10 protein-coding genes are annotated in these 22,307 nt (G+C 34.9%); 6 read left to right on the forward strand and 4 right to left on the reverse strand.

Annotated features, from left to right (window positions below; all coding sequences use genetic code 11):
* Positions 1-55: 55 nt before the first annotated feature.
* Together RH81_RS15775 and trhA are read left to right on the forward strand one after the other, a co-directional pair.
* Positions 56-742 carry a DUF4294 domain-containing protein gene (locus tag RH81_RS15775; RefSeq protein WP_033962238.1) on the forward strand — a complete coding sequence of 229 codons (687 nt, stop codon included), beginning with the start codon at positions 56-58 and terminating at the stop codon, positions 740-742.
* Entirely contained in the window at positions 742-1,368 is a 627-nt protein-coding gene (trhA, locus tag RH81_RS15780; RefSeq protein ID WP_033962118.1) for a PAQR family membrane homeostasis protein TrhA, read from the forward strand. The genes RH81_RS15775 and trhA overlap by 1 nt, the downstream gene beginning before the upstream one ends.
* On the opposite strand, the gene thrC is transcribed toward trhA, so the two are convergent.
* From thrC to thrA, 3 genes are read right to left on the reverse strand one after another with little or no spacing between them, the layout of a single operon-like run.
* Positions 1,365-2,669, reverse strand: a complete 1,305-nt coding sequence (thrC, locus tag RH81_RS15785; protein ID WP_033962119.1) for a threonine synthase — start codon at positions 2,667-2,669, stop codon at positions 1,365-1,367. The two genes, trhA and thrC, sit on opposite strands and share 4 nt — an antisense overlap.
* A gap of 6 nt (positions 2,670-2,675) precedes the next feature.
* Complete coding sequence (locus RH81_RS15790) at positions 2,676-3,596, reverse strand: homoserine kinase (RefSeq protein WP_033962122.1); 921 nt, start codon at positions 3,594-3,596, stop codon at positions 2,676-2,678.
* Positions 3,597-3,620: 24 nt separating this feature from the next.
* Positions 3,621-6,068, reverse strand: coding sequence for a bifunctional aspartate kinase/homoserine dehydrogenase I (gene thrA, locus RH81_RS15795; protein WP_033962125.1), 2,448 nt, complete (start codon positions 6,066-6,068; stop codon positions 3,621-3,623).
* An 84-nt stretch (positions 6,069-6,152) separates the two neighbouring features.
* Between thrA and RH81_RS15800 the strand changes: the two genes are divergently transcribed.
* A complete protein-coding gene (locus RH81_RS15800) occupies positions 6,153-7,718 on the forward strand; it encodes a bifunctional ADP-dependent NAD(P)H-hydrate dehydratase/NAD(P)H-hydrate epimerase (RefSeq protein ID WP_033962242.1) in 1,566 nt (521 codons plus the stop codon).
* A gap of 89 nt (positions 7,719-7,807) precedes the next feature.
* Here RH81_RS15800 and RH81_RS15805 read toward each other — a convergent pair whose 3' ends face one another.
* Complete coding sequence (locus tag RH81_RS15805) at positions 7,808-8,845, reverse strand: TlpA family protein disulfide reductase (RefSeq protein ID WP_033962127.1); 1,038 nt, start codon at positions 8,843-8,845, stop codon at positions 7,808-7,810.
* A 125-nt stretch (positions 8,846-8,970) separates the two neighbouring features.
* Between RH81_RS15805 and hutH the strand changes: the two genes are divergently transcribed.
* From hutH to RH81_RS15820, 3 genes are all read left to right on the forward strand, one after another.
* A complete protein-coding gene (gene hutH, locus RH81_RS15810; protein WP_033962128.1) occupies positions 8,971-10,482 on the forward strand; it encodes a histidine ammonia-lyase in 1,512 nt (503 codons plus the stop codon).
* Positions 10,483-10,876: 394 nt separating this feature from the next.
* Positions 10,877-19,498: an HYR-like domain-containing protein gene (locus RH81_RS15815; protein ID WP_152604854.1), complete on the forward strand. Its 8,622-nt coding sequence runs from the start codon at positions 10,877-10,879 to the stop codon at positions 19,496-19,498.
* A 778-nt stretch (positions 19,499-20,276) separates the two neighbouring features.
* A partial coding sequence (locus tag RH81_RS15820; protein ID WP_152604855.1) for an HYR-like domain-containing protein occupies positions 20,277-22,307 on the forward strand: 2,031 nt, incomplete at its 3' end.

The raw sequence follows: 22,307 nt of genomic DNA on the forward strand, positions 1-22,307 counted from the left end.
ATTTTGACCAAAGTTTAAAACCACGTTTGGAATGGTTTTAGCTCAACAATCAATAATGAAGTTGATAAAGTATATATTATTTATGTTTCCAGTTTTTGTAATGGCCCAAAAAGAGCCAATACAGCAAGACTCAACTGCTATTGAATATATTTTGATCGAAGGCGATTCAATTCCTGTAACAGCCATTAATCTTAATGAGGTTATGTTATTAAGAAAGTTGAAATTTGATTCTAAAGAAGATCGAATTAAATATTTAATTTTAAAACGGAAAACCATAAAGGTATATCCATATGCAAAGTTAGCAGCCGAACGTTTAACAACGTTAAATGAACGACTCGAAACCTTAGAGACGAAGCGAGCAAAGAGACGTTATGCTAAGCTTATTCAAAAATATATTGAAGAAGAATTTTCAGCAGAACTCAAAAAATTAACGCGAACAGAAGGTCAAATTTTAATCAAATTAATTCATAGGCAAACAGGTAATACAACTTTTGATCTCATTAAAAAATTAAGAAATGGATGGCGAGCTTTTTGGTTCAATACCACTGCTAATTTGTTCGATATTTCATTGAAACGAGAATTTGATCCTCTTAATGAAAAAGAAGACTTCCTGATTGAAGATATTCTTGAACGTGCCTTTCAGGACGGAAAGTTAGATCGACAAGATCCAGCTATGGATTTTGATTATTACGATCTTTCTGATAAATGGCTTAAAAATAATACTCCAGAAACAAAACAATAATGCGAATACAAACGCCTTTTGAAGAACGATTAAATGCTTGGAGTCATGGTTTAGGAGCTGCTTTAGGTATTGCTGGACTTGTCCTATTAATCATTTTTTTAAAACAAGAAACACCTTATGCCTTATTTAGTGTTGTTGTTTATGGCATTTCAATTATCATTCTTTTTATGGCTTCAACCTTTTATCATGCGGTACATGGTGAACGACGAAAGCACTATTTTAGAATTGTCGATCATATAAGTATTTATCTACTAATTGCAGGAACCTACACACCAGTCTTACTTATTACATTACCAGATAGTTTGGGATGGGAACTGTTTTGGACAGTTTGGGGAATTGCTGCTTTTGGAGTTATCTTAAAAATCTTTTTTACAGGTAAATTTGAAACATTTTCAACCTTATTATATTTAGTAATGGGATGGTTGGTTGTTTTTGATTTTTCAACCTTAGCAGATCGAATAGCTAATAACGGATTACTATTACTATTTGCTGGTGGATTGTTTTATACTGTTGGAATTGTTTTCTATGCGATAGAAAAAATCCCCTACAACCATGTGATTTGGCACTTTTTCGTTTTAGGAGGTGCTATTTGTCACTTTTTTATGGTGTACTTCTTTGTTATTTAAGCCTTGTTTTTTTGAATTAGAAACGCTTTTAAATCTGCGTAAGTAGAAATAGATGTTGCTACTTTTACTTTATCCATTACAGCTTCAATTTGTGGTGGTAAACTAACTTTAGTTTCAATCACTTCTTCAACGACATCTAAAAACTTTGTAGGATGTGCAGTTTCTAAAAAGACACAATGCGAATTTGGGTGATTTTTTAAATGTGATTTACAACCTAAATAACCTACAGCACCATGAGGATCTGCAATGTAATTGTAAGTCTTGTAAATATCTTTAAGAGCAGCTCTTGTCTGTTGATCAGTAAAACTGTAAGACGATAAATTTTCTTTTAGTGTACTAAAGTTGTTTTTATATATTTCCTGAATACGAATGAAATTACTCGGATTGCCAACATCCATAGCATTACTAATTGTTTGCACTGAAGGTTTTGGATTATAAGTTTCAGTGTTCAAGTATTCTGTTACTACATTATTTGCATTGTTTGCAGCTACAAAATGTTTTATCGGTAATCCTAATTGTTGTGCCATCATTCCAGCACAAATATTTCCGAAGTTTCCACTAGGAATAGAAAACACAATATCATCGTACTTTTTATGGAGTTGTCTATAGGCGAACATAAAATAGAATAGTTGTGGTAACCAGCGAGCAACATTAATTGAGTTTGCAGAGGTTAACTGCATTTTGCTCGTCAAATCATCATCTAAGAATGCTCGTTTAACCATATCTTGACAATCGTCAAAAACGCCATCAATTTCAAGCGCTGTAATGTTTTGACCAAGTGTCGTCAATTGTTTTTCTTGAATTTCACTCACCTTACCAGAAGGATATAAAATCACAACGTTTACACCTTTAATACCTAAAAAACCATTGGCAACTGCGCCACCTGTATCACCAGATGTAGCCACTAAAACAGTAACTTCATTCGTGTTATTAGTGTTAAAATGAGCTAAGCATCTCGCCATGAATCGTGCTCCAACATCTTTAAACGCCATTGTAGGTCCATGAAATAATTCTAATGTAGATATATTTTTGTCCAACTCAACAATTGGAAAATCAAAACACAAGGTATCTTCAATGATGTCTTTTAAAACATCTTCCGAAATATCAGGAATTACAAATTGCTTAATGGCTTGAAAAGCGATTTCAGTGTGAGAGAGGTGATCTATGTTTTCAAAAAAAGACTTAGGTAAAGCTTCAATGTGTTCAGGAAAATATAAGCCTTTATCAGGAGCTAAACCTCTAATGACAGCATCTTTAAAAGATGTATTTGGTGCTTTTTTATTTAAACTGAAATAATCCATATTCAATTACAATATTTTTATGCCTTCCGTATTAATTTTCGAAAGATGGAGTTCAAAGTCTATTGTTGTTTGAGAATAGACATTATGAATAGCTTCTCTTACCTTATTTGCAGTGTCTTCCCCTTTACACAAACTAAAAATTGAAGGTCCAGAACCTGAAATACCACAACCTAAGGCACCCTGTTTCAAAGCAGTTTGTTTTACATCCTCAAAATGCGGAATTAATTGACTCCTATATGGTTCAACAATGACGTCTTTAAGACTATCACTTAGTAATTTGTAATCTTCAGTATGTAAGGCATGTACAAAGCTACCAACATTTGACCATTGTGTAATGGCGTTTTTTAATGAGACGTCTTGAGGTAAAATTGCTCTAGACTCAGACGTTTTAATTTCTATTTGTGGATGAATTACAACTGCAAAAAGATCTTTAGGAGTTGGTAATTGTAAAACGTGTAATGGCGACAAACTTTTCACTAAAGTAAAACCACCAAATATAGCAGGAGCAAGGTTGTCTGCATGTTCACACTTACTTGCTAAAGCTTCGCCTTTCATAGCGAAGTTTATAAGTTGTGTTTTGTTATAAGGTTTTCCTAATAATTCGTTCATAGCAAAAACACTTCCAACTGCACTTGCAGAACTGCTTCCAATGCCACTTCCAGGTTTAACTTTTTTATAGATTTCTATATCGAATCCAAAGTCAGGATTTGCATCATTATATAATGCAAGTGCAGACACACCAGCCACATTGTTTTCGGCTTCAAATGGTAAATCGTAACCTTCAATTTTTGAAATAGTGATTCCTTTTTGAGACGTTTTTTTAATAATCATTTCATCTCCAATAGTATCTAAGCAAAAGCCAAGCACATCAAAGCCACAGGATACATTTGCAACAGTTGCAGGAGAGAAAATCTTTATTTGGTTCATGTCTTTTTCCACAAAAAGGAGTCTTTATATATTACCTATTTTGATGATATCAGCAAATAATCCTGATGCAGTTACATCAGCACCAGCACCAGCACCTTTAACAATTAAAGGTTGTTCAGGATAGCGTTCTGTATAGAACATGACAATATTATCTTTGCCTTCTAAATTATAAAAAGGATGGCCTTCAGGGATTTCCCTTAAACCAACTTTTGCTTTGCCCTTTTTGTATTCTGCAACATACTTAAGCTGACAATTTTTAGCTTTTGCAGAAGCATATAGCTTTTGAAAATGTGCTTCGTCAGTTTTAAGTGTTTTGTAGAAATCATCAACTGAGTCGCTATCCAAATTTGCTTTAGTCAAAAATGATTTATTATCAATATCTTCAATTTCCATTAATCCACCATTTTCTCTAGCTAGGATTAATATTTTTCTTGCAACGTCAATTCCACTTAAATCAATTCTTGGATCTGGTTCAGTGTAGCCTTCAAATTGAGCTCGCTTAACAGTATCATGAAAGTTAGTTCGATCACTAAAATGATTAAATACAAAATTTAAACTTCCAGATAATACTGCCTGAATACTTGTTACTTTATCACCAGAAGCGACTAAGTTATTTAGGGTATTAAGGATTGGTAATCCAGCACCAACATTGGTTTCGTATAGAAAAGGAGTATTATAACTTAAAGAAAGATCTTGGAGTTTTTTATAGGTTTCATAAGTTCCAGAACATGCAATTTTATTACAAGCGACTACAGCAATACTTTGCCTTAAATAATCATCATACCAGTTAGATACGCCTTCGTCTGCAGTAATATCGACGAAAATACTATTTCGTAAATTCATTTCTACTACCTTATTAAAAAAGCCTTGCAAACTTGACTTTTCTGCATAATGAAACTGTGATGCCCAGTCGTTAAGTTTGATCCCTTCTTGATCAAATATCATCTTTCTTGAGTTAGCCATTCCAGCTATCCGAACATCTATTTTAAGTTTATTTTTAAGGAAACTGTGTTGTTGTGTAATTTGATCAATAAGCTTTTCACCAACATTCCCAATTCCAACAATAAACACATTTAGTTGTTTCGTTTTAACTTCAAAAAAACGTTCATGTAAAACATTAAGAGCTTTTTTAATGTCATTTTTATTGATAACTGCTGAAATGTTTCTTTCTGAAGCACCTTGAGCAATAGCTCTAATGTTAATGTTGTTTTTGCCTAAAGTACTGAACATTTTTCCACTTATTCCTTGAAAACTTCTCATGTTATCGCCTATAAGCGCAATAATAGATAAGCCATCTTCAACAAGTATTGGATCTATTTTATGTAAAGAGATTTCATTTTCAAAAGCAGTATCAATAGCCGCTTTTGCTGTTTCAGTATCGCTAACATCAATTCCAAAACAAATAGAATGTTCAGAAGAAGCTTGCGTTATAAAAATGATATTTATTTTTTCATGAGCGAGAGTTTCAAATAATCGTTTTGAAAATCCAGGAATACCAACCATACCACTACCTTGTAAGGTGAGTAAAGCAATGTCATTTATGTTTGTAAGACCTTTTACTGGAGATGTATTTGATACTTCTGTTTCTGTAGAAATTATAGTACCAACTTCCGCAGGTTTTAAGGTATTCTTAATATGGATTGGAATATTTAAATCTAAAGCTGGTTGAACTGTTGGAGGATATAACACTTTTGCTCCAAAATGAGATAATTCCATGGCTTCCTGATAAGACAATCTTTTTATAGGATAGGCATGTTTTACTAGTTTCGGATTTGCTGTGTACATTCCACTAACGTCTGTCCAAATTTCCAATTGTTTTACCTTTAAAGCAGCAGCAACTATGGCAGCTGTAAAATCTGATCCTCCACGCCCTAAAGTTGTTATTTCTTCAAGACTAGATTTTGAGACAAATCCAGGTAATATGGTAATATCTTGATTGGCAGATTTAAAATAAGCTCTAATTTTTGAATTAGTATCTTTATAGATAACGTCTGCTTTAGTGAAGTTTGAATTGGTGACTACCAATTCTTGAGAATTCTTTCTTTCGGCATGCATGCCTCTAGACTTCATTGTTTCTGCAATGATGTAAGAAGACAATAATTCACCAAAACTCACTAATTTATCACTTGTTTTAGGAGATAATTCATTAATTAAAGATAAGCCATCTAGAAGATCTTTAAGTTCTTGCAGTTTGGCTTCAACATACTTTATAACTTCCTTATTTTTTTTAGGAATAAGAGTGTCAATCAATTTTAAATGAATGCGCTGTATTGCTATAAAAGCATCGTTGTGGTCGCTACTTTTTGATTGAGCTAAGCGCCCAGCATCAAGTAATTTATCTGTAATTCCTCCAAAAGCAGAAACAACACAAATAACTTTATCAGTATTAGATTTTTCTTCTAATATTGATATGACCTGATTTATATTATTTGCCGAGCCAACAGACGTGCCTCCAAATTTTAAAACTTTCATTATTCTTGATTTTCAACTTAGTTTGTGATGTCTTTAAACTATGTTCCAAAAGTATTACTTTTACTTTTAAATAAAACAGTACACGTGAAAATTTTCTCTAAAGAACAAATATATGAAGGTGATAGATTAACCTCTGAAAAACAGAATATTACCTCTACAGAATTAATGGAGCGCGCAGGAGTCCAAATTTTCAATTGGCTGCACATTAGAATGCAAGGCGCTCCAGTACCTATTCATGTATTTTGTGGAATCGGTAATAATGGAGGAGATGGTCTGGTTGTTGCTCGCCACTTATTTACACATGGTTATAATGTAAAAACCTACATTGTTAATTGTAGTGATAAACGTTCAAAAGATTTTTTAGTGAATTATGATCGTATAAAAGAAGCTACGAAAGAATGGCCTACGATGTTGACTTGTAGAGAAGAATTTCCTCAAATCCATAAAGATGATGTTCTTATTGATGCGGTTTTCGGAATTGGTTTAAATCGTCCCGTAGATGAATGGGTTACTCAGTTATTTATGCATTTTAGAGCTAGTGAAGCTTATACGCTTTCTGTTGATATTGCATCTGGAGCATTTACTGATAAAGTTGTAGACAATGAAGACAGCGTTGTTTGGTCTAATCATACGTTAAGTTTCCAATCTCCAAAAATCATTTTCTTTTTACCTGAAACTGCTAAATACGCAGTTCAATGGGAAGTTTTGGATATTGGTATTGATAAAGAATTTTTATTCAACACAGAAACAGAGGCGATACTTATTGGTAAACATGAAGTTTTGCCCATGTACCAGCCAAGAGAAAAGTTTTCTCATAAAGGCACTTATGGACACGCCTTAATTATAGGAGGTAGTTATGGCAAAATTGGAGCGACGCTTTTAGCTTGTAGAGCCGCATTGTCATCAGGTGCTGGCTTGGTAACGGCATTTATACCAAAATGTGGGTATTCGATTTTACAAACGGCTTTTCCAGAAACTATGGTTATTACGGATACTAATGAGAATATAATTACAGATATTAATTTTGATATAAAACCAAATGTAATTGGTTTAGGAATTGGTATGGGAACTGATCCTAAAACTGTGGTTGCTTTAGAGAAATTTCTCAAATCAAATAAAGTACCGTTGGTTATTGATGCTGATGGATTAAATATAATTTCTAAGAAAAAAAGCTTATTAAAATTATTACCTAAGGAGTCTATTTTAACGCCACATCCAAATGAATTAGAACGCTTGGTTGGTAAATGGAAAGATGATTTTGATAAACTAGGAAAAGTCAAAACATTTTCAAAAAAACATGACGTCATTGTTGTAATCAAAGGCGCAAATACAATAACTGTTTATGATTCAAAATATTATATCAATACCACAGGAAATCCGGGTCTTGCAACCGCAGGCACTGGAGATGTTCTAACTGGTATTATAACAGGTATTATAGCACAAGGTTATGATCCATTACAAGCTACTTTATTTGGTGTTTACCTTCATGGTCGTTCAGCAGATATTGCTATCGAAGATTTAGGGTATCAAAGTTTAATAGCAAGTCATGTTATTGAAGCTTTAGGAAAAGCTTTTATAGATTTGTTCAAACAACCCGATCAACCTCAAGTTGAACAAGAACCAGAGCCAGAGCAAGAACAACTAAAATAATAATAACAATAGTACAAATAGTTAATTAGATATATAAACAAAAAAAACCACTCATTACAGAGTGGTTTTTTTATCTATTAAATTAGTGTTTATATGCTAAGTTTCTCTTCTAAGAGTTCAACCAATTTCGGATTTGATGGTCTTGGAGCATCAGGACTAACAATATTTCCGTTTGGATCAATAAGAATAAAACGAGGAATACCATTAACCTTGTAGTTTTTCACAAAATCAGATTGCCAAGCATTATCAGAAAATAACTGAATGCCTCCTAATTCCTTATCCTTAACCATTGTTTTCCATGATTCAAAAGCTTTCTCTTTTGTACCACTTCGTCTTTCATCATCAACAGAGATACTTACAAACTCAATGTTTTTCCCATGGAATTGTTCTTCCACTTTTTTAAGTGAAGGAATTTCACGTTTACATGGTCCACACCAAGTAGCCCAAATATCTACATAAACATACTTACCTTTTAAGTCAGAAAGCGATGTCGTTCCTCCATTGAAATTAATATAATTTTCAAAAGTTGGAGAAGCAGCTCCTTCAGGAAGTGATTCACGTAAAGCTATTTTCCCAGCTAAATATTTTTTTAATGAAGTAATAGTGCCTTCCATATTAGTGGCACCATTTGCTTTATGTAATGAATCTAACCCTTTGTAATTAGATTCTAATTTTTGATAACCGGTTTTGTATTCTGAGACAGCCTTATCTAAACTTTCAGCGTTAGGATTTGCAAATAAATCATCAGTAAAATAAGTGTCCGACAATAAATAAGATTGTATAACATAATTATTAATATCTGATCCATCTCCTTTATATGTTAAGGTCTTATCAAAATCACTATAATCAACTTCAAAAGAAGAGTCAAATCCATTTTTTAAATATATAGATCCAAATTCATCACCATGTTTTATAGAGTAATCGCCATCAGCTACTTTTAAAGTATCACTAAAAGTACCATCTTCATTAACAGTAATCACCTTTTCAAATTCTTTGTCAATGTATACTTTTAAAGTTTTACTTTCATGAGAATTTAATATTTTACCGCTAAGGGTTACATAATCTTTAGGCTCTTCTTGGCATCCTATAATGGATAAAGCACATAATATTACAAGTATTCTTTTCATTTGAAATTGTTTTAGTTTCATCAAAAATAAAAGATTAAAAGTATTTATTTACATTTTATTAATTATTAACATTTGTTGCATACTATATATGTATTGTTGATTTTTGAAAAACCAAACAAATTAGAATGAATACTGTGCATAAAATATCTTCTGAAACTTTAGATCTTTCCACGATAAATGACATTATTTTTCAGCAGAAGAAAATAGAACTATCTACAGAGGCAATTAGTAAAATCTCAAAATGTAGAGAATATCTTAATTCAAAGATGCAAGAACAAGGTGATCCAATTTATGGTATAAATACTGGCTTCGGATCCTTATGTAATGTGAAGATTTCAAAAGATAAACTAACACAGTTACAAGAAAACCTTGTGATGTCTCATGCATGTGGTATAGGAGATCAGGTTCCTAAAGGAATTGTTAAACTAATGTTGTTTTTAAAGATACAATCTCTTAGTTATGGTCATAGTGGAGTGCAAGTGGAAACTGTAGAGCGTTTAATTTATTTTTATAACAACGATATTTTACCTTTAGTTTATACACAGGGCTCTCTTGGAGCTTCTGGAGATTTAGCACCATTAGCACATTTAGCCTTACCATTAATAGGAAAAGGTGAGGTATATTATAATGGTGAAGTTTGTAATGCTGAATCTGTACTAAAAGAATTACAACTAAATCCTATCAAATTACAATCTAAAGAAGGATTGGCATTACTCAATGGAACTCAGTTTATGAGTGCATATGGTATTCATCTAATTCTGAAATCTTATAAACTGTCTTATATGGCAGATTTAATATCTAGCATTTCAATAGATGCTTTTGATGGAAGAATTGAACCATTTAATGAACTAGTGCATTTAGTTAGACCTCATAATGGGCAAATTAAAACTGCAGAACGTATAAGAGGGTTCCTTGAAGGAAGTGAATTAATCGACCAAGAAAAAACAGATGTTCAAGACCCTTATTCGTTTAGATGTATTCCTCAAGTTCATGGCGCAACAAAAGATACTTTAGCATTTGTTGAAAGGACATTTAAAACTGAAATTAATTCAGTTACTGATAATCCAAATGTATTTATTGCGGAAGATAAAATAATCTCTGGAGGAAATTTTCACGGACAGCCCTTAGCTTTAGCTTTAGATTATTTAAAAATAGCAATGGCTGAATTAGGGAACATTTCTGAACGAAGAATTTATCAGTTAGTTTCAGGCCTTAGAGGCTTACCGACTTTTTTAGTAGACAATCCTGGTTTAAACTCAGGATTTATGATACCACAATACACAGCAGCTAGTATTGTAAGCGCAAATAAGCAACTTGCAACTCCAGCAAGTATTGATAGTATTGTGTCTAGTAATGGTCAAGAAGATCATGTAAGCATGGGAGCAAATGCTGCTACACAAGCGTATACATTAATTCAGAATGTTGAGCGTATTTTGGCAATAGAATTACTCAATGCTTCTCAAGCACTAAATTTCAGAAAACCTAAGCTGTCTTCTCCGTTAATTAATTCTTTATTAAATAGTTATAGAAATCAAGTTCCATTTGTAAAAGAAGACCGTATTTTTCATGATATGATAAAATCTTCAATACTTTTCATCGAAGATTTTCGCATAGATAATGATTTGCTTTTCGATTAAATGCAAATAAAATTGTTCAACTGTTTATTATCATAAAAATCGTCGAATTTATTTGGCAATCAATATTTTATCTTCTATTTTTGAAAGTAAGTTAAGGTGAGTTCAATTCACTTTGGCCACACGAAAAATAATAACACACTTTTATTTTTTCGTGTTCCTACCCAAAATTGTTTGATAGCACAACAATTGATTATTAGCACATTTATTGATTTTTGAATACGTGATGTATTCAATCCCAGAGTGATTTTATTTTACATGTTTATGTAAAATAAGATACCTCAATTTGGTCCCAAACCTATCACTTTAGCGATATCCGCTTTAGTTATGTCGATTGCAGAGATGTAATCAAAATAAATGTTAAGATAATTTTAATTTAAAACCAAATGTTATGTTTATGAGCAATTTTACCCGAAGTGGTAGTCGCGCCAAAATCTGGCAGTCTATCACGAATTTATCGTGTTGTAGCATTGATCTTATTACTAAACAAACTAGAAGCATGAAGGCATTTGCCTTTATCATGCTTTTTGCGTTTAGTGTAGGAACAGTAGAAGCACAAGAAGAAAGAAGTACTTTCTTCGATCGTTGTCAAGAGGATGCACCTCCTGGACCAAGTGAAGCAGATGTTGCTAACTTGTATTTAAACCAATGTGGAGACACTCCAGCAACAGTTACTAAGACAGCTATTATGTCAGGTGACGATTGTGATTGGGAAGTAGAATACACTTACTTTATTAAGTGTGGTGCTTTCGAAGAAGAAATCAAAGTTGGTTATGTTGGAGGAGACAGAACACCACCATCACTTAATGATGGCGCGCAAGTTCCAACAGGAGAGTTGGGAATGAACTTATGTTTTAGTCAAGCACCAGCAGGACCAAAAGTAACAAGCATCGCAGCTCTGTATTCAGATAACTGTGGAGAAGTTCTTGTTACTAAGTCAGGATCACCTCAAGGAGATGATTGTTCATGGACAGCTTTTTACAAGTATTCAATAATGGATTCTTGTGGTAACATGATTGCAGACTTAGACGTTAATTATACTGGAGGCGATACAGAAGCTCCTCAATTATTAAAAGACGCAGAAGTTCCAGTAGGCTCAAATACATTAAACTTATGTTTTGATAACAAACCATTAGGACCAACAGAATTAGAAATAGCTGCATTATTTTCAGATAATTGCGGAACTGTTTTAGTTACAAAATCATTAGGAACAGAAAAAGGTAATGATGATTGTAAATGGTTATCAGCATTTGAATATACAATTCAAGATAGCTGTGGAAACTTTGCAGACCCAATCTATGTGGAATACATGGGTGGTGATACAGAAGACCCAGTTTTAAGTGGAGTTCCAATAGATACAGAAGTAACTTGTATTGATTTAATTCCAGCACCAGCAAATGTAACAGCTACAGATAACTGTACAGATAACATTCAAGCAGTGCTTACAGAGAATTATGATAATTTAGGATTAGCATGTGAAGGTGGAGAATTAGTAAGAACATGGACAGCTACCGATCTTTGTGGAAACTCAATTAGCGCTAGTCAAACAATTGTTGTTTTACCAGCACCTATGGCATCTTTTGAGCCAGTGTCACCAGAAACAATTTCATGTGAAGAAGCTTTTAGCTTCCAAGCAGATGATTTAATATATAATAATGGTGTATCAAAAAGTGCTTGTGCAATTGTAGGATCAGTTCCAGGATTAGTAACATCAAACTTTACATTATGTGGAGGAACTATTACTGTAAATTGGACATATACAGATGATTGTTTACGTACAATAAATGCAGAGAAAGTTTATACAGTAACACCAGCACCAGCAGCAACATTAGATGTAGTTGAGAACTTTACATTAAGTTGTGAAGCAGCAGCAGCATATGTAGCACCTTCATTAAACTATAGTAATGGATTACAAGGTGATTGTAGCTTAGATGGTTCAATTCCACCAGTTCAAAAGGATCAATTTGATGCTTGTGGTGGTAAAATTATTGTAGAATATATCGGAGAAGATGCTTGTGGTAATCCATTAAGCACAATTTTAGATATTACAGTGTCACCAGCACCAGCAGCAGTATTTGACGCTATCGAAGTAGAGTCAGAATTATCTTGTGCAGATGCAGATACATATACAGCAACTGCCTTAAACTATTCAAACGGATTAGAAGGGATTTGTAATATTAGTGGTTCAATAGAGCCAGTACAAACAAATGAGTTTGATTCATGTGGAGGAAAAATCACAATTACTTGGACAGGTCAAGACGAATGTGAAAACCCTTTAACAGCAACAGTAGATATTAATGTGTTACCAGCTCCAGAAGCAGATGTAACAACACCAGAATTTCCATCTAATGTTTCATGTGCAGATGCAGCCGGATTTACAGCAGCAGATGCTACTTATACAAATGGCTTAGAAGGAACTTGTAATATTTCAGGATCATTAGAAGCAACGGTTGTTAAATTATATGATTCATGTGGTGGTAAAATTACTATTACATATAATGGAGAAGATGCTTGTGGACGTCCACTAAGTGCAGGTCCATTTGATGTTGATGTTGATCCAGCACCAGAAGCTACTGTTTCTGCACCTGAGTTTCCATCAGATATTATGTGTTCAGATGCAGCAGGATTTAGTGCAGCAAATGCTACATATAGTAATGGATTAACAGGAGACTGTGAAATTTCAGGATCTTTAGAAGCAAATATTGTAAGAGCATACGATTTATGTGGTGGTAAAATTACTATTACATATAATGGAGAAGATGCTTGTGGTCGCTTATTAAGCGCAGGACCATTTGATGTAAACGTTAACCCAGCACCAGAAGCTAGTTTTGATACAGCTGCGCATGAAGAGATTTCTTGTGAGCAAGCTGATGGTTATTCTGCACCTTCATTAAACTATTCTAATGGTTTAGAAGGAGAATGTGGAATTAATGGAACTGTAGATGGTGTATTAAGCGGAGAATTTACTTCTTGTGGAGGTTTATTATACGTTGATTGGACTTACACAGATGAATGTGGACGTTTAATTACAGCTAGAAAACAATTAAAAGTATCACCAGCACCAGCTCCAACACTTGACGAAGTAGAAAACTTCACATTAAGTTGTTCTGATGCAGATGGATACCAAGCACTACCATTATATTATTCAAATGGATTAGAAGGAACTTGTAATATTTCAGGTGATTTATTACCAGTACAAACAAACAACTTTAATGAGTGTGGTGGAACAATCACAGTTACATGGGACGGTACAGATATTTGTGGAACTCCACTAAGTGCTACTCAAACTATAACTGTATCACCAGCACCAGAAGCTATGTTTATCAATCCTTTACCAAGTATTGAAGTTGCATGTGATTTAGCTGACGATTATATCGTTACTAACTTAGCATATAGCAATGGACTTGAAGGAACTTGTGGTATCAATGGAGATGTTCCAGGGGCATTAAGTGGAAGCTATGATGCATGTGGAGGAACTTTATATGTAGACTGGAAATTTGTAGATAACTGTGGTCGCGAGATTGATTACAGAAAAACAATTACAGTTTTACCAGCACCAGAAGCTGAAGTAACAGCTCCAGAGTTTTCTGATAAGATAGCTTGTGCAGATGCAGCAGGATTTGCAGCAGATGACGCTACTTATACAAACGGATTAACTGGTTTATGTGAAATCTCAGGAAGTATCGAAGCAACTGTAGTAAAAAATTACACAGCTTGTGGAGGAACAATTACTATTACTTATGATGGAGTTGACGCATGTCAAAACCCATTAAGTGCAGGACCATTCGTAATTGACGTTGATCCAGCACCAGAAGCAACAGTAACAGCTCCTGAATTCCCAGCTAACATTATGTGTGCAGATGCAGCAGGTTTTGCAGCAGGAAATGCTACATATAGTAACGGCTTAGAAGGAACTGCTTGTGATATCTCAGGAGATATCGAAGCTACAGTAGTTAAAAATTACACAGCTTGTGGAGGAACAATCACTATTACTTACACTGGTAAGGATTTATGTGAGCGTGACTTAGCAGCAGGACCATACGTAATAAACGTTGATCCAGCACCAGAAGCTACAGTAACAACACCAGAATTCCCAGCTAACATCATGTGTGCAGATGCAGCAGGTTTTGCAGCAGGAAATGCTACATATAGCAATGGCTTAGAAGGAACAGCGTGTGATATTTCAGGAGAAATAGAAGCAACTGTTGTTAAAAACTACACAGCATGTGGAGGAACAATTACAATCTCTTACGCAGGTAAGGATATTTGTGATCGTGATTTAGCAGCTGGACCGTTTGTGATCGAAGTTGATCCAGCACCAGAAGCTACAGTAACAACACCAGAATTTTCAGATAAGATTGCTTGTTCAGATGCAGCAGGTTTTGCAGCAGATGACGCTACTTATAGCAATGGCTTAGAAGAAACTGCTTGTGAGATTTCAGGAAGTATTGAAGCAACTGTTGTTAAGAACTACACAGCATGTGGAGGAACAATCACAATCTCTTACGCAGGTAAGGATATTTGTGATCGTGATTTAGCAGCTGGACCGTTTGTGATCGAAGTAGATCCAGCACCAGAAGCTGAAGTAACAACACCAGAATTCCCAACTAACATTATGTGTGCAGATGCAGCAGGTTTTGCAGCAGGAAATGCTACATATAGTAATGGTTTAGAACAAACAGCATGTGATATTTCAGGAGAAATTGAAGCAACTGTTGTTAAAAACTACACGGCTTGTGGAGGAACAATCACTATTACTTACGCAGGTAAGGATATTTGTGAACGTGACTTAGCAGCAGGGCCATTCGTAATAAACGTTGATCCAGCTCCAGAAGCAGAAGTAACAACACCAGAATTTTCAGATAAGATTGCTTGTGCAGATGCAGCAGGTTTTGCAGCAGGAAATGCTACTTATAGCAATGGCTTAGAAGGAACAGCGTGTGAGATTTCAGGAAGTATTGAAGCAACTGTTGTTAAGAACTACACAGCATGTGGAGGAACAATCACTATTACTTACGCAGGTAAGGATATTTGTGATCGTGATTTAGCAGCTGGACCGTTTGTGATCGAAGTAGATCCAGCACCAGAAGCTGAAGTAACAACACCAGAATTCCCAACTAATATTATGTGTGCAGATGCAGCAGGTTTTGCAGCAGGAAATGCAACATATAGTAATGGATTAGAAGGAACTGCGTGTGATATCTCAGGAGAAATTGAAGCAACAGTAGTTAAAAATTACACAGCTTGTGGAGGAACAATCACTATTACTTACGTAGGTAAGGATATTTGTGAGCGTGACTTAGCAGCAGGACCATTTGTAATTACAGTTGATCCAGCTCCAGAAGCTACAGTAACAGCTCCAGAATTTCCAGCTAATATTATGTGTGCAGATGCAGCAGGTTTTGCAGCAGGAAATGCAACATATAGTAATGGATTAGAAGGAACTGCTTGTGATATCTCAGGAGATATCGAAGCAACAGTAGTTAAAAATTACACAGCTTGTGGAGGAACAATCACTATTACTTACGCAGGTAAGGATATTTGTGAGCGTGACTTAGCAGCAGGACCATTCGTAATAAACGTTGATCCAGCTCCAGAAGCAGATGTAACTACACCAGAATTTTCAGATAAGATTGCTTGTGCAGATGCAGCAGGTTTTGCAGCAGGAAATGCTACTTATAGCAATGGCTTAGAAGGAACAGCGTGTGAGATTTCAGGAAGTATTGAAGCAACTGTTGTTAAGAACTACACAGCATGTGGAGGAACAATCACTATTACTTACGCAGGTAAGGATATTTGTGATCGTGATTTAGCAGCTGGACCGTTTGTGATCGAAGTATCACCAGCACCAGAAGCTACAGTATATGCACCTCAATTCCCATTAGATATAGAATGTGTTGATGCAGCAGGTTTTGCAGCAGGAAATGCTACTTATAGCAATGGATTAGAAGAGACTGCATGTGATATTTCAGGTAGTATTGAAGCTACAGTTGTAAAAGCGTATGACGCTTGTGGAGGAACAATCACTATTACTTACGCAGGTAAGGATATTTGTGAGCGTGACTTAGCGGCAGGTCCATTTGTGATCGAAGTTAAGCCTGCACCAGCACCTATATTCTATCCAATTGAGCCAGCTAACCTTGCTTGTGAGGATTTAGCAACTTATGTTCCTGAATTTTTAGGATACAGTAATGGTATTGAAGGTCCTTGTGGCATCAATGGAAGTGTTCAAGGTGTTGCAGATCCATTTACTGGAAGCTGTGGTACGTTTGATGTACATTTCTCTTATGTGTCTTGTGGAGTAGAAATTACTTCTAAGCAAACCATAACAGTAATTGATGAAACAGCTCCAATGTTAGAAGGAGAGTTACCTCAAGGTTTATCAGATGTTGACGCATGTTTAGCTAATGTTCCAGCTGCTCCAACTGAGGAGTATATTGAATCATTATTCTCTGATAACTGTGGAAATGTAAATGCAACTTTAACAATCACATCTCCAGAGGAGAACACAGATTGTTTATGGGCTGTATTATACAGATATACGATTGAAGATGACTGTGGAAACTTTGCAGCACCAGTTAAAATCTACCATAATGGTGGAGATACGTCAGCACCTGAATTAACAGGTGACTTACCAACAGGTGTTACTGGTTTACAATGTTTAAGTGAAAACCCAGGAGCTCCAGAATTAGCAGCAATTATTGCAGCGTATTCAGATAACTGTGGAGATGTAATAGTTACACCATTTGAGCCTAATATTTCAGGTACTGATTGTGGATGGACTGCTACTTATGAGTATGAAATTAAAGATACTTGTGGTAACAAATTACCAAACATCGAAATCGTAAACAGTGGAGCAGATACAATGGCTCCAGAATTAGACGGAGAAATTCCATTAGGAGAGAATACCGTTAATGCATGTAAAGATTCTGATTTAGGTGAACCAACAGAAGAAGAAATAGCTGAGCTATTCTCTGATAACTGTGCAGACATCACAGCTGATAATGTAACTAAAGTTGAAAAATTAGCTATAGGTTCAGATTGTGAGTGGATTAGAGTATTTGAATACATAGTTAGAGATGACTGTGGAAATGCTTATCCAACATTCAAAGTGAACTACCAAGGTGGTGATACTGAAGGCCCAATGGCGACAGGTGAATGTACTGCTGAAGTGATGACTCTTAATACTAGTGACTGGGATGGCTTAGCTTGTCCTGAAGATGCAAGTATTTCTCTTGTTTATCAACAAGAAATCACAGTTGATTCAGAATGGACTGTTGGAGGAATTCCAGCATCAGAAATTGGATCTATATACGAATGCTATACAGATAACTGTACTGCAGTTGAAGATTTAACGTTCAGAGTTTATGAATTAAGTGAAGTTAAAGGACCTTGTTCTACAACACTTACGGTTACTTTTGAAGTTGAAGACAGCTGTTTGAACAAATCAGCAGATCTATTAGTATGTACATTTATTATAAATGATACGACTGCACCAGTAGTAACTTGCCCAGAAGGTGAAGACTTTGGTACTGTTACTGAAACACCAACTGAATTTGGTGATAAAGCAACTTGGATAGATAACTGTCAAGGTTCAGGTGATACTGCAACATTTACTGATGTGCTTACTGAATCAGTAAGTGGAAGTGGAGGAAGTGGTAATGGTGTATTCACAATTGAGTGCTATGATTCTAATGGAGGTCTTTTTGATCATATAGATTATGTAGTTACAGGAACTGATGGTAATGGATTGCCGACATATTCTGGAACATTACGTGATAATGGAGCAGGACCATACACATTATACTATAATGATACTACAACTCGTTGGGAAGGTTATTTACTTAATAGTACTACATTGATTTGGTATGCAGATACACTTTCATGTGATATCAATGATTGGACTAGTACAGGTGGAGCAACTACTTGTGTTGCAATAGGAGTTGATTGTAGTGACTTTAATTCAAATGCTGTAGACTACACTTTAGTGCGTACGTTTACTGCTGATGATGGTTGTGGTAATGTTGGTTCATGTGAAGTAACATATACTTGGTCAATTGGTCAAGCATGTGATGACGTTGCTCCAGTATTAGACTGCCCTGAAGGTACATTCTTCGGAGAAGTTTTTGTAGCACCAACAGCATTTGTAACTTCTGCACCATATAGTGACGAAGGTAATGCAGGTGGAACAACTACTGATTATTCAGATGATTTACAAGATGAACAATTCTTCGGAGAATCAACTAATATTAGTATTGGTTGTATCACTGGAGGCCAAGTGTTCGCAGTTGTTGATTTTGTAAGAACAGGATTTGATGCTGCCGGATATGCAGTGTATGCTGTTGGATCTAGTACAGAATTGCCTAATCATGGTTATACATTAGAATATGATGCAGCGAATGCAAGATGGTCTACTAAAGAGTACCCAAATGATACTAGTGCTTCTGGTTCTGGAATTGAAGTATTCTATTCTCCATCTGTAGGTAATGCACCAGATTGTGATCCTTCTACTTGGACAATTGATGCTAGTGTATGTGATTCAATTTGGGTTGATTGTGGATTTGTTGGACTAGATTATACAGAGTACACATTAACAAGAACATTTACAGCTACAGATGACTGTGATAATGTAGATACTTGTGATGTAGTTTACTCATGGATAATCAATAACCAACCAATTACAAGAAGTGCTGACTATAATGTTGTTCCTAATAGTGATATTAAGGCATTAGCATTAGGTGCTTCTGAAGAAAGCAAGGTTGATTTCAAAGCGTTCCCAGTACCATTTGATAATGAGGTAACACTTACATATGAGTTTGATTACAGAACAGACGTAACTATTGAGTTCTTTGATACTAAAGGTTTATTAATCTTATCAGAGACTAACACTAGATACGTTGCAGGTTCAACAGGTAGAACTACATTAGATCTATCAAGAACTTCTAGTCAAGTATTCTATGTGAAGTTAACGACTAGTCAAGGTACGATTACTAAGAAGATTGTATCTTCTGGTAAGTAGTAATTAGATTTAAATAATTAGGGATTTCCCTAAGGGTATATATAAAAGGCAGCTAGAAATAGTTGCCTTTTTTTTATGCCATAATTTGAACGATATGGTTTTGATGGATGTTGTTTATTTTGAAAAATAAAAAAGATATGATGTTGTAATAATCGTAAGTACAATTGGTACTATTTTAATCAGTTATAAAGAGGATTAAATACAGTGAAATTGAGTACTAAATTTATGAGTATTGTTCTAGTTAAATTTAGAACAGATATTGTGTTTTATTTTAACAAATTAAACCTTCATTGGGTAGCATTTTTTATAAAAACAGAAAAACCTTGGTGTATTTTATCGAAGGTTTTTGCATTAACACCGAATCGCTTTTCGACCAAATGTTTAAAAGAAAAGTTCAACTGTAAAATACGGTAAAAAACGTAATTTTTCTTTGGAAGCAAGTGTTCTATAATATACTTTTGGATTCAAGTTAAGGTAAATTTTGTTTGTTTTAACTACATGAAAAAGTATAATAAAAACGATTATTTTTTTCATTCCCTCACCACAAAAATTGTTTGATAGCACAGCAATTGATTATTAGCACATTTATTGATTTTTGAATACGTGATGTATTCAAGATTTAGAGTCATTTTATCTTACGGTATTTCGTGAGCTAATTTATCTCATTTAACACAAACCTAATGACTAAAGTATTAGTTGCTTTAGTTATGTCGATTACAGAGATGTAATCAAATATAAATGTTAAGATAATTTAAATTTTAAACCAAATTCTATGTTTATGAGCAATTTTACTCGAATTGGTAGTCGCGCCAAAATGTGGCAGTCTATCACTAATCTATCGTGTTGTAGCATTGATTTTATTACTAAACAAACTAGAAGCATGAAGGCATTTGCCTTTATCATGCTTTTTGCGTTTAGTGTAGGAACAGTAGAAGCACAAGAAGAAAGAAGTACTTTCTTCGATCGTTGTCAAGAGGATGCACCTCCTGGACCAAGTGAAGCAGATGTTGCTAACTTGTATTTAAACCAATGTGGAGATATTCCAGCAGCAGTTACTAAGACGATTACTATGTCAGGTAATGATTGTGATTGGGAAGTAGAATACACTTACTTTATTAAGTGTGGTGCTTTTGAAGAAGAAATCAAAATTGGTTATGTTGGAGGAGACAGAACACCACCATCACTTAATGATGGCGCACAAGTACCAACAGGAGAGTTGGGAATGAACTTATGTTTTAGTCAAGCACCAGCAGGACCAAAAGTAACAAGCATCGCAGCTCTGTATTCAGATAACTGTGGAGAAGTTCTTGTTACTAAGTCAGGATCACCTCAAGGAGATGATTGTTCATGGACAGCATCTTACAAGTATTCAATAATGGATTCTTGTGGTAACATGATTGCAGACTTAGACGTTAATTATAGTGGAGGCGATACAGAAGCTCCTCAATTATTAAAAGACGCAGAAATTCCAGTAGGCTCAAATACATTAAACTTATGTTTTGATAACAAACCATTAGGACCAACAGAATTAGAAATAGCTGCATTATTTTCAGATAATTGCGGAACTGTTTTAGTTACAAAATCATTAGGAACAGAAAAAGGTAATGATGATTGTAAATGGTTATCTTCATTTGAATATACAATTCAAGATAGCTGTGGAAACTTTGCAGACCCAATCTATGTGGAATACATGGGTGGTGATACAGAAGACCCAGTTTTAAGTGGAGTTCCAATAGATACAGAAGTAACTTGTATTGATTTAATTCCAACACCAGCAAATGTAACAGCTACAGATAACTGTACAGATAACATTCAAGCAGTGCTTACAGAGAATTATGATAATTTAGGATTAGCATGTGAAGGTGGAGAATTAGTAAGAACATGGACAGCTACCGATCTTTGTGGAAACTCAATTAGCGCTAGTCAAACAATTGTTGTTTTACCAGCACCTATGGCAGAGTTTGAGCCAGTGTCACCAGAAACAATTTCATGTGAAGAAGCTTTTAGTTTCCAAGCAGATGATTTAAATTATAGTAATGGTGTATCAAAAAGTGCTTGTGCAATTGTAGGATCAGTTCCAGGTACAGTAACAACAAACTTTACATTATGTGGAGGAACTATTACTGTAAATTGGACGTATGCAGATGATTGTTTACGTACAATAAATGCAGAGAAAGTTTATACAGTAACACCAGCACCAGCAGCAACATTAGATGTAGTTGAGAACTTTACATTAAGTTGTGAAGCAGCAGCAGCATATGTAGCACCTTCATTAAACTATAGTAATGGATTAGAAGGTGATTGTAGCTTAGATGGTTCAGTTCAACCACTTCAAAAGAATCAATTTGATGCTTGTGGAGGAAAAATTCTTGTAATCTATACAGGAGAAGATGCTTGTGGTAATCCATTAAGCACAATTTTAGATATTACAGTATCACCAGCACCAGCAGCAGTGTTTGACGCTATCGAAGTAGAGTCAGAATTATCTTGTGCAGATGCAGGTACATATACAGCAACTGCCTTAAACTATTCAAACGGATTAGAAGGAATTTGTAATATTAGTGGTTCAATAGAGCCAGTACAAACAAATGAGTTTGATTCATGTGGAGGAAAAATCACAATTACTTGGACAGGTCAAGATGACTGTGAAAACCCTTTAACAGCAACAGTAGATATTAATGTGTTACCAGCTCCAGAAGCAGATGTAACAACACCAGAATTTCCATCTAATGTTTCATGTGCAGATGCAGCCGGATTTACAGCAGCAGATGCTACTTATACAAATGGCTTAGAAGGTACAGACTGTGAG

Origin of the sequence: Psychroserpens jangbogonensis (genome assembly GCF_000797465.1) — a bacterium.
GTDB classification, from domain to species: Bacteria; Bacteroidota; Bacteroidia; order Flavobacteriales; family Flavobacteriaceae; genus Psychroserpens; species Psychroserpens jangbogonensis.

Coding starts and splice junctions, on each gene's coding strand:
- thrC (WP_033962119.1), bottom strand. CDS start 2,669: ATGGATTATTTCAGTTTAAATAAAAAAGCACCAAATACATCTTTTAAA.
- RH81_RS15775 (WP_033962238.1), top strand. CDS start 56: ATGAAGTTGATAAAGTATATATTATTTATGTTTCCAGTTTTTGTAATG.
- RH81_RS15815 (WP_152604854.1), top strand. CDS start 10,877: ATGAGCAATTTTACCCGAAGTGGTAGTCGCGCCAAAATCTGGCAGTCT.
- hutH (WP_033962128.1), top strand. CDS start 8,971: ATGAATACTGTGCATAAAATATCTTCTGAAACTTTAGATCTTTCCACG.
- RH81_RS15805 (WP_033962127.1), bottom strand. CDS start 8,845: ATGAAAAGAATACTTGTAATATTATGTGCTTTATCCATTATAGGATGC.
- thrA (WP_033962125.1), bottom strand. CDS start 6,068: ATGAAAGTTTTAAAATTTGGAGGCACGTCTGTTGGCTCGGCAAATAAT.
- RH81_RS15790 (WP_033962122.1), bottom strand. CDS start 3,596: ATGAACCAAATAAAGATTTTCTCTCCTGCAACTGTTGCAAATGTATCC.
- trhA (WP_033962118.1), top strand. CDS start 742: ATGCGAATACAAACGCCTTTTGAAGAACGATTAAATGCTTGGAGTCAT.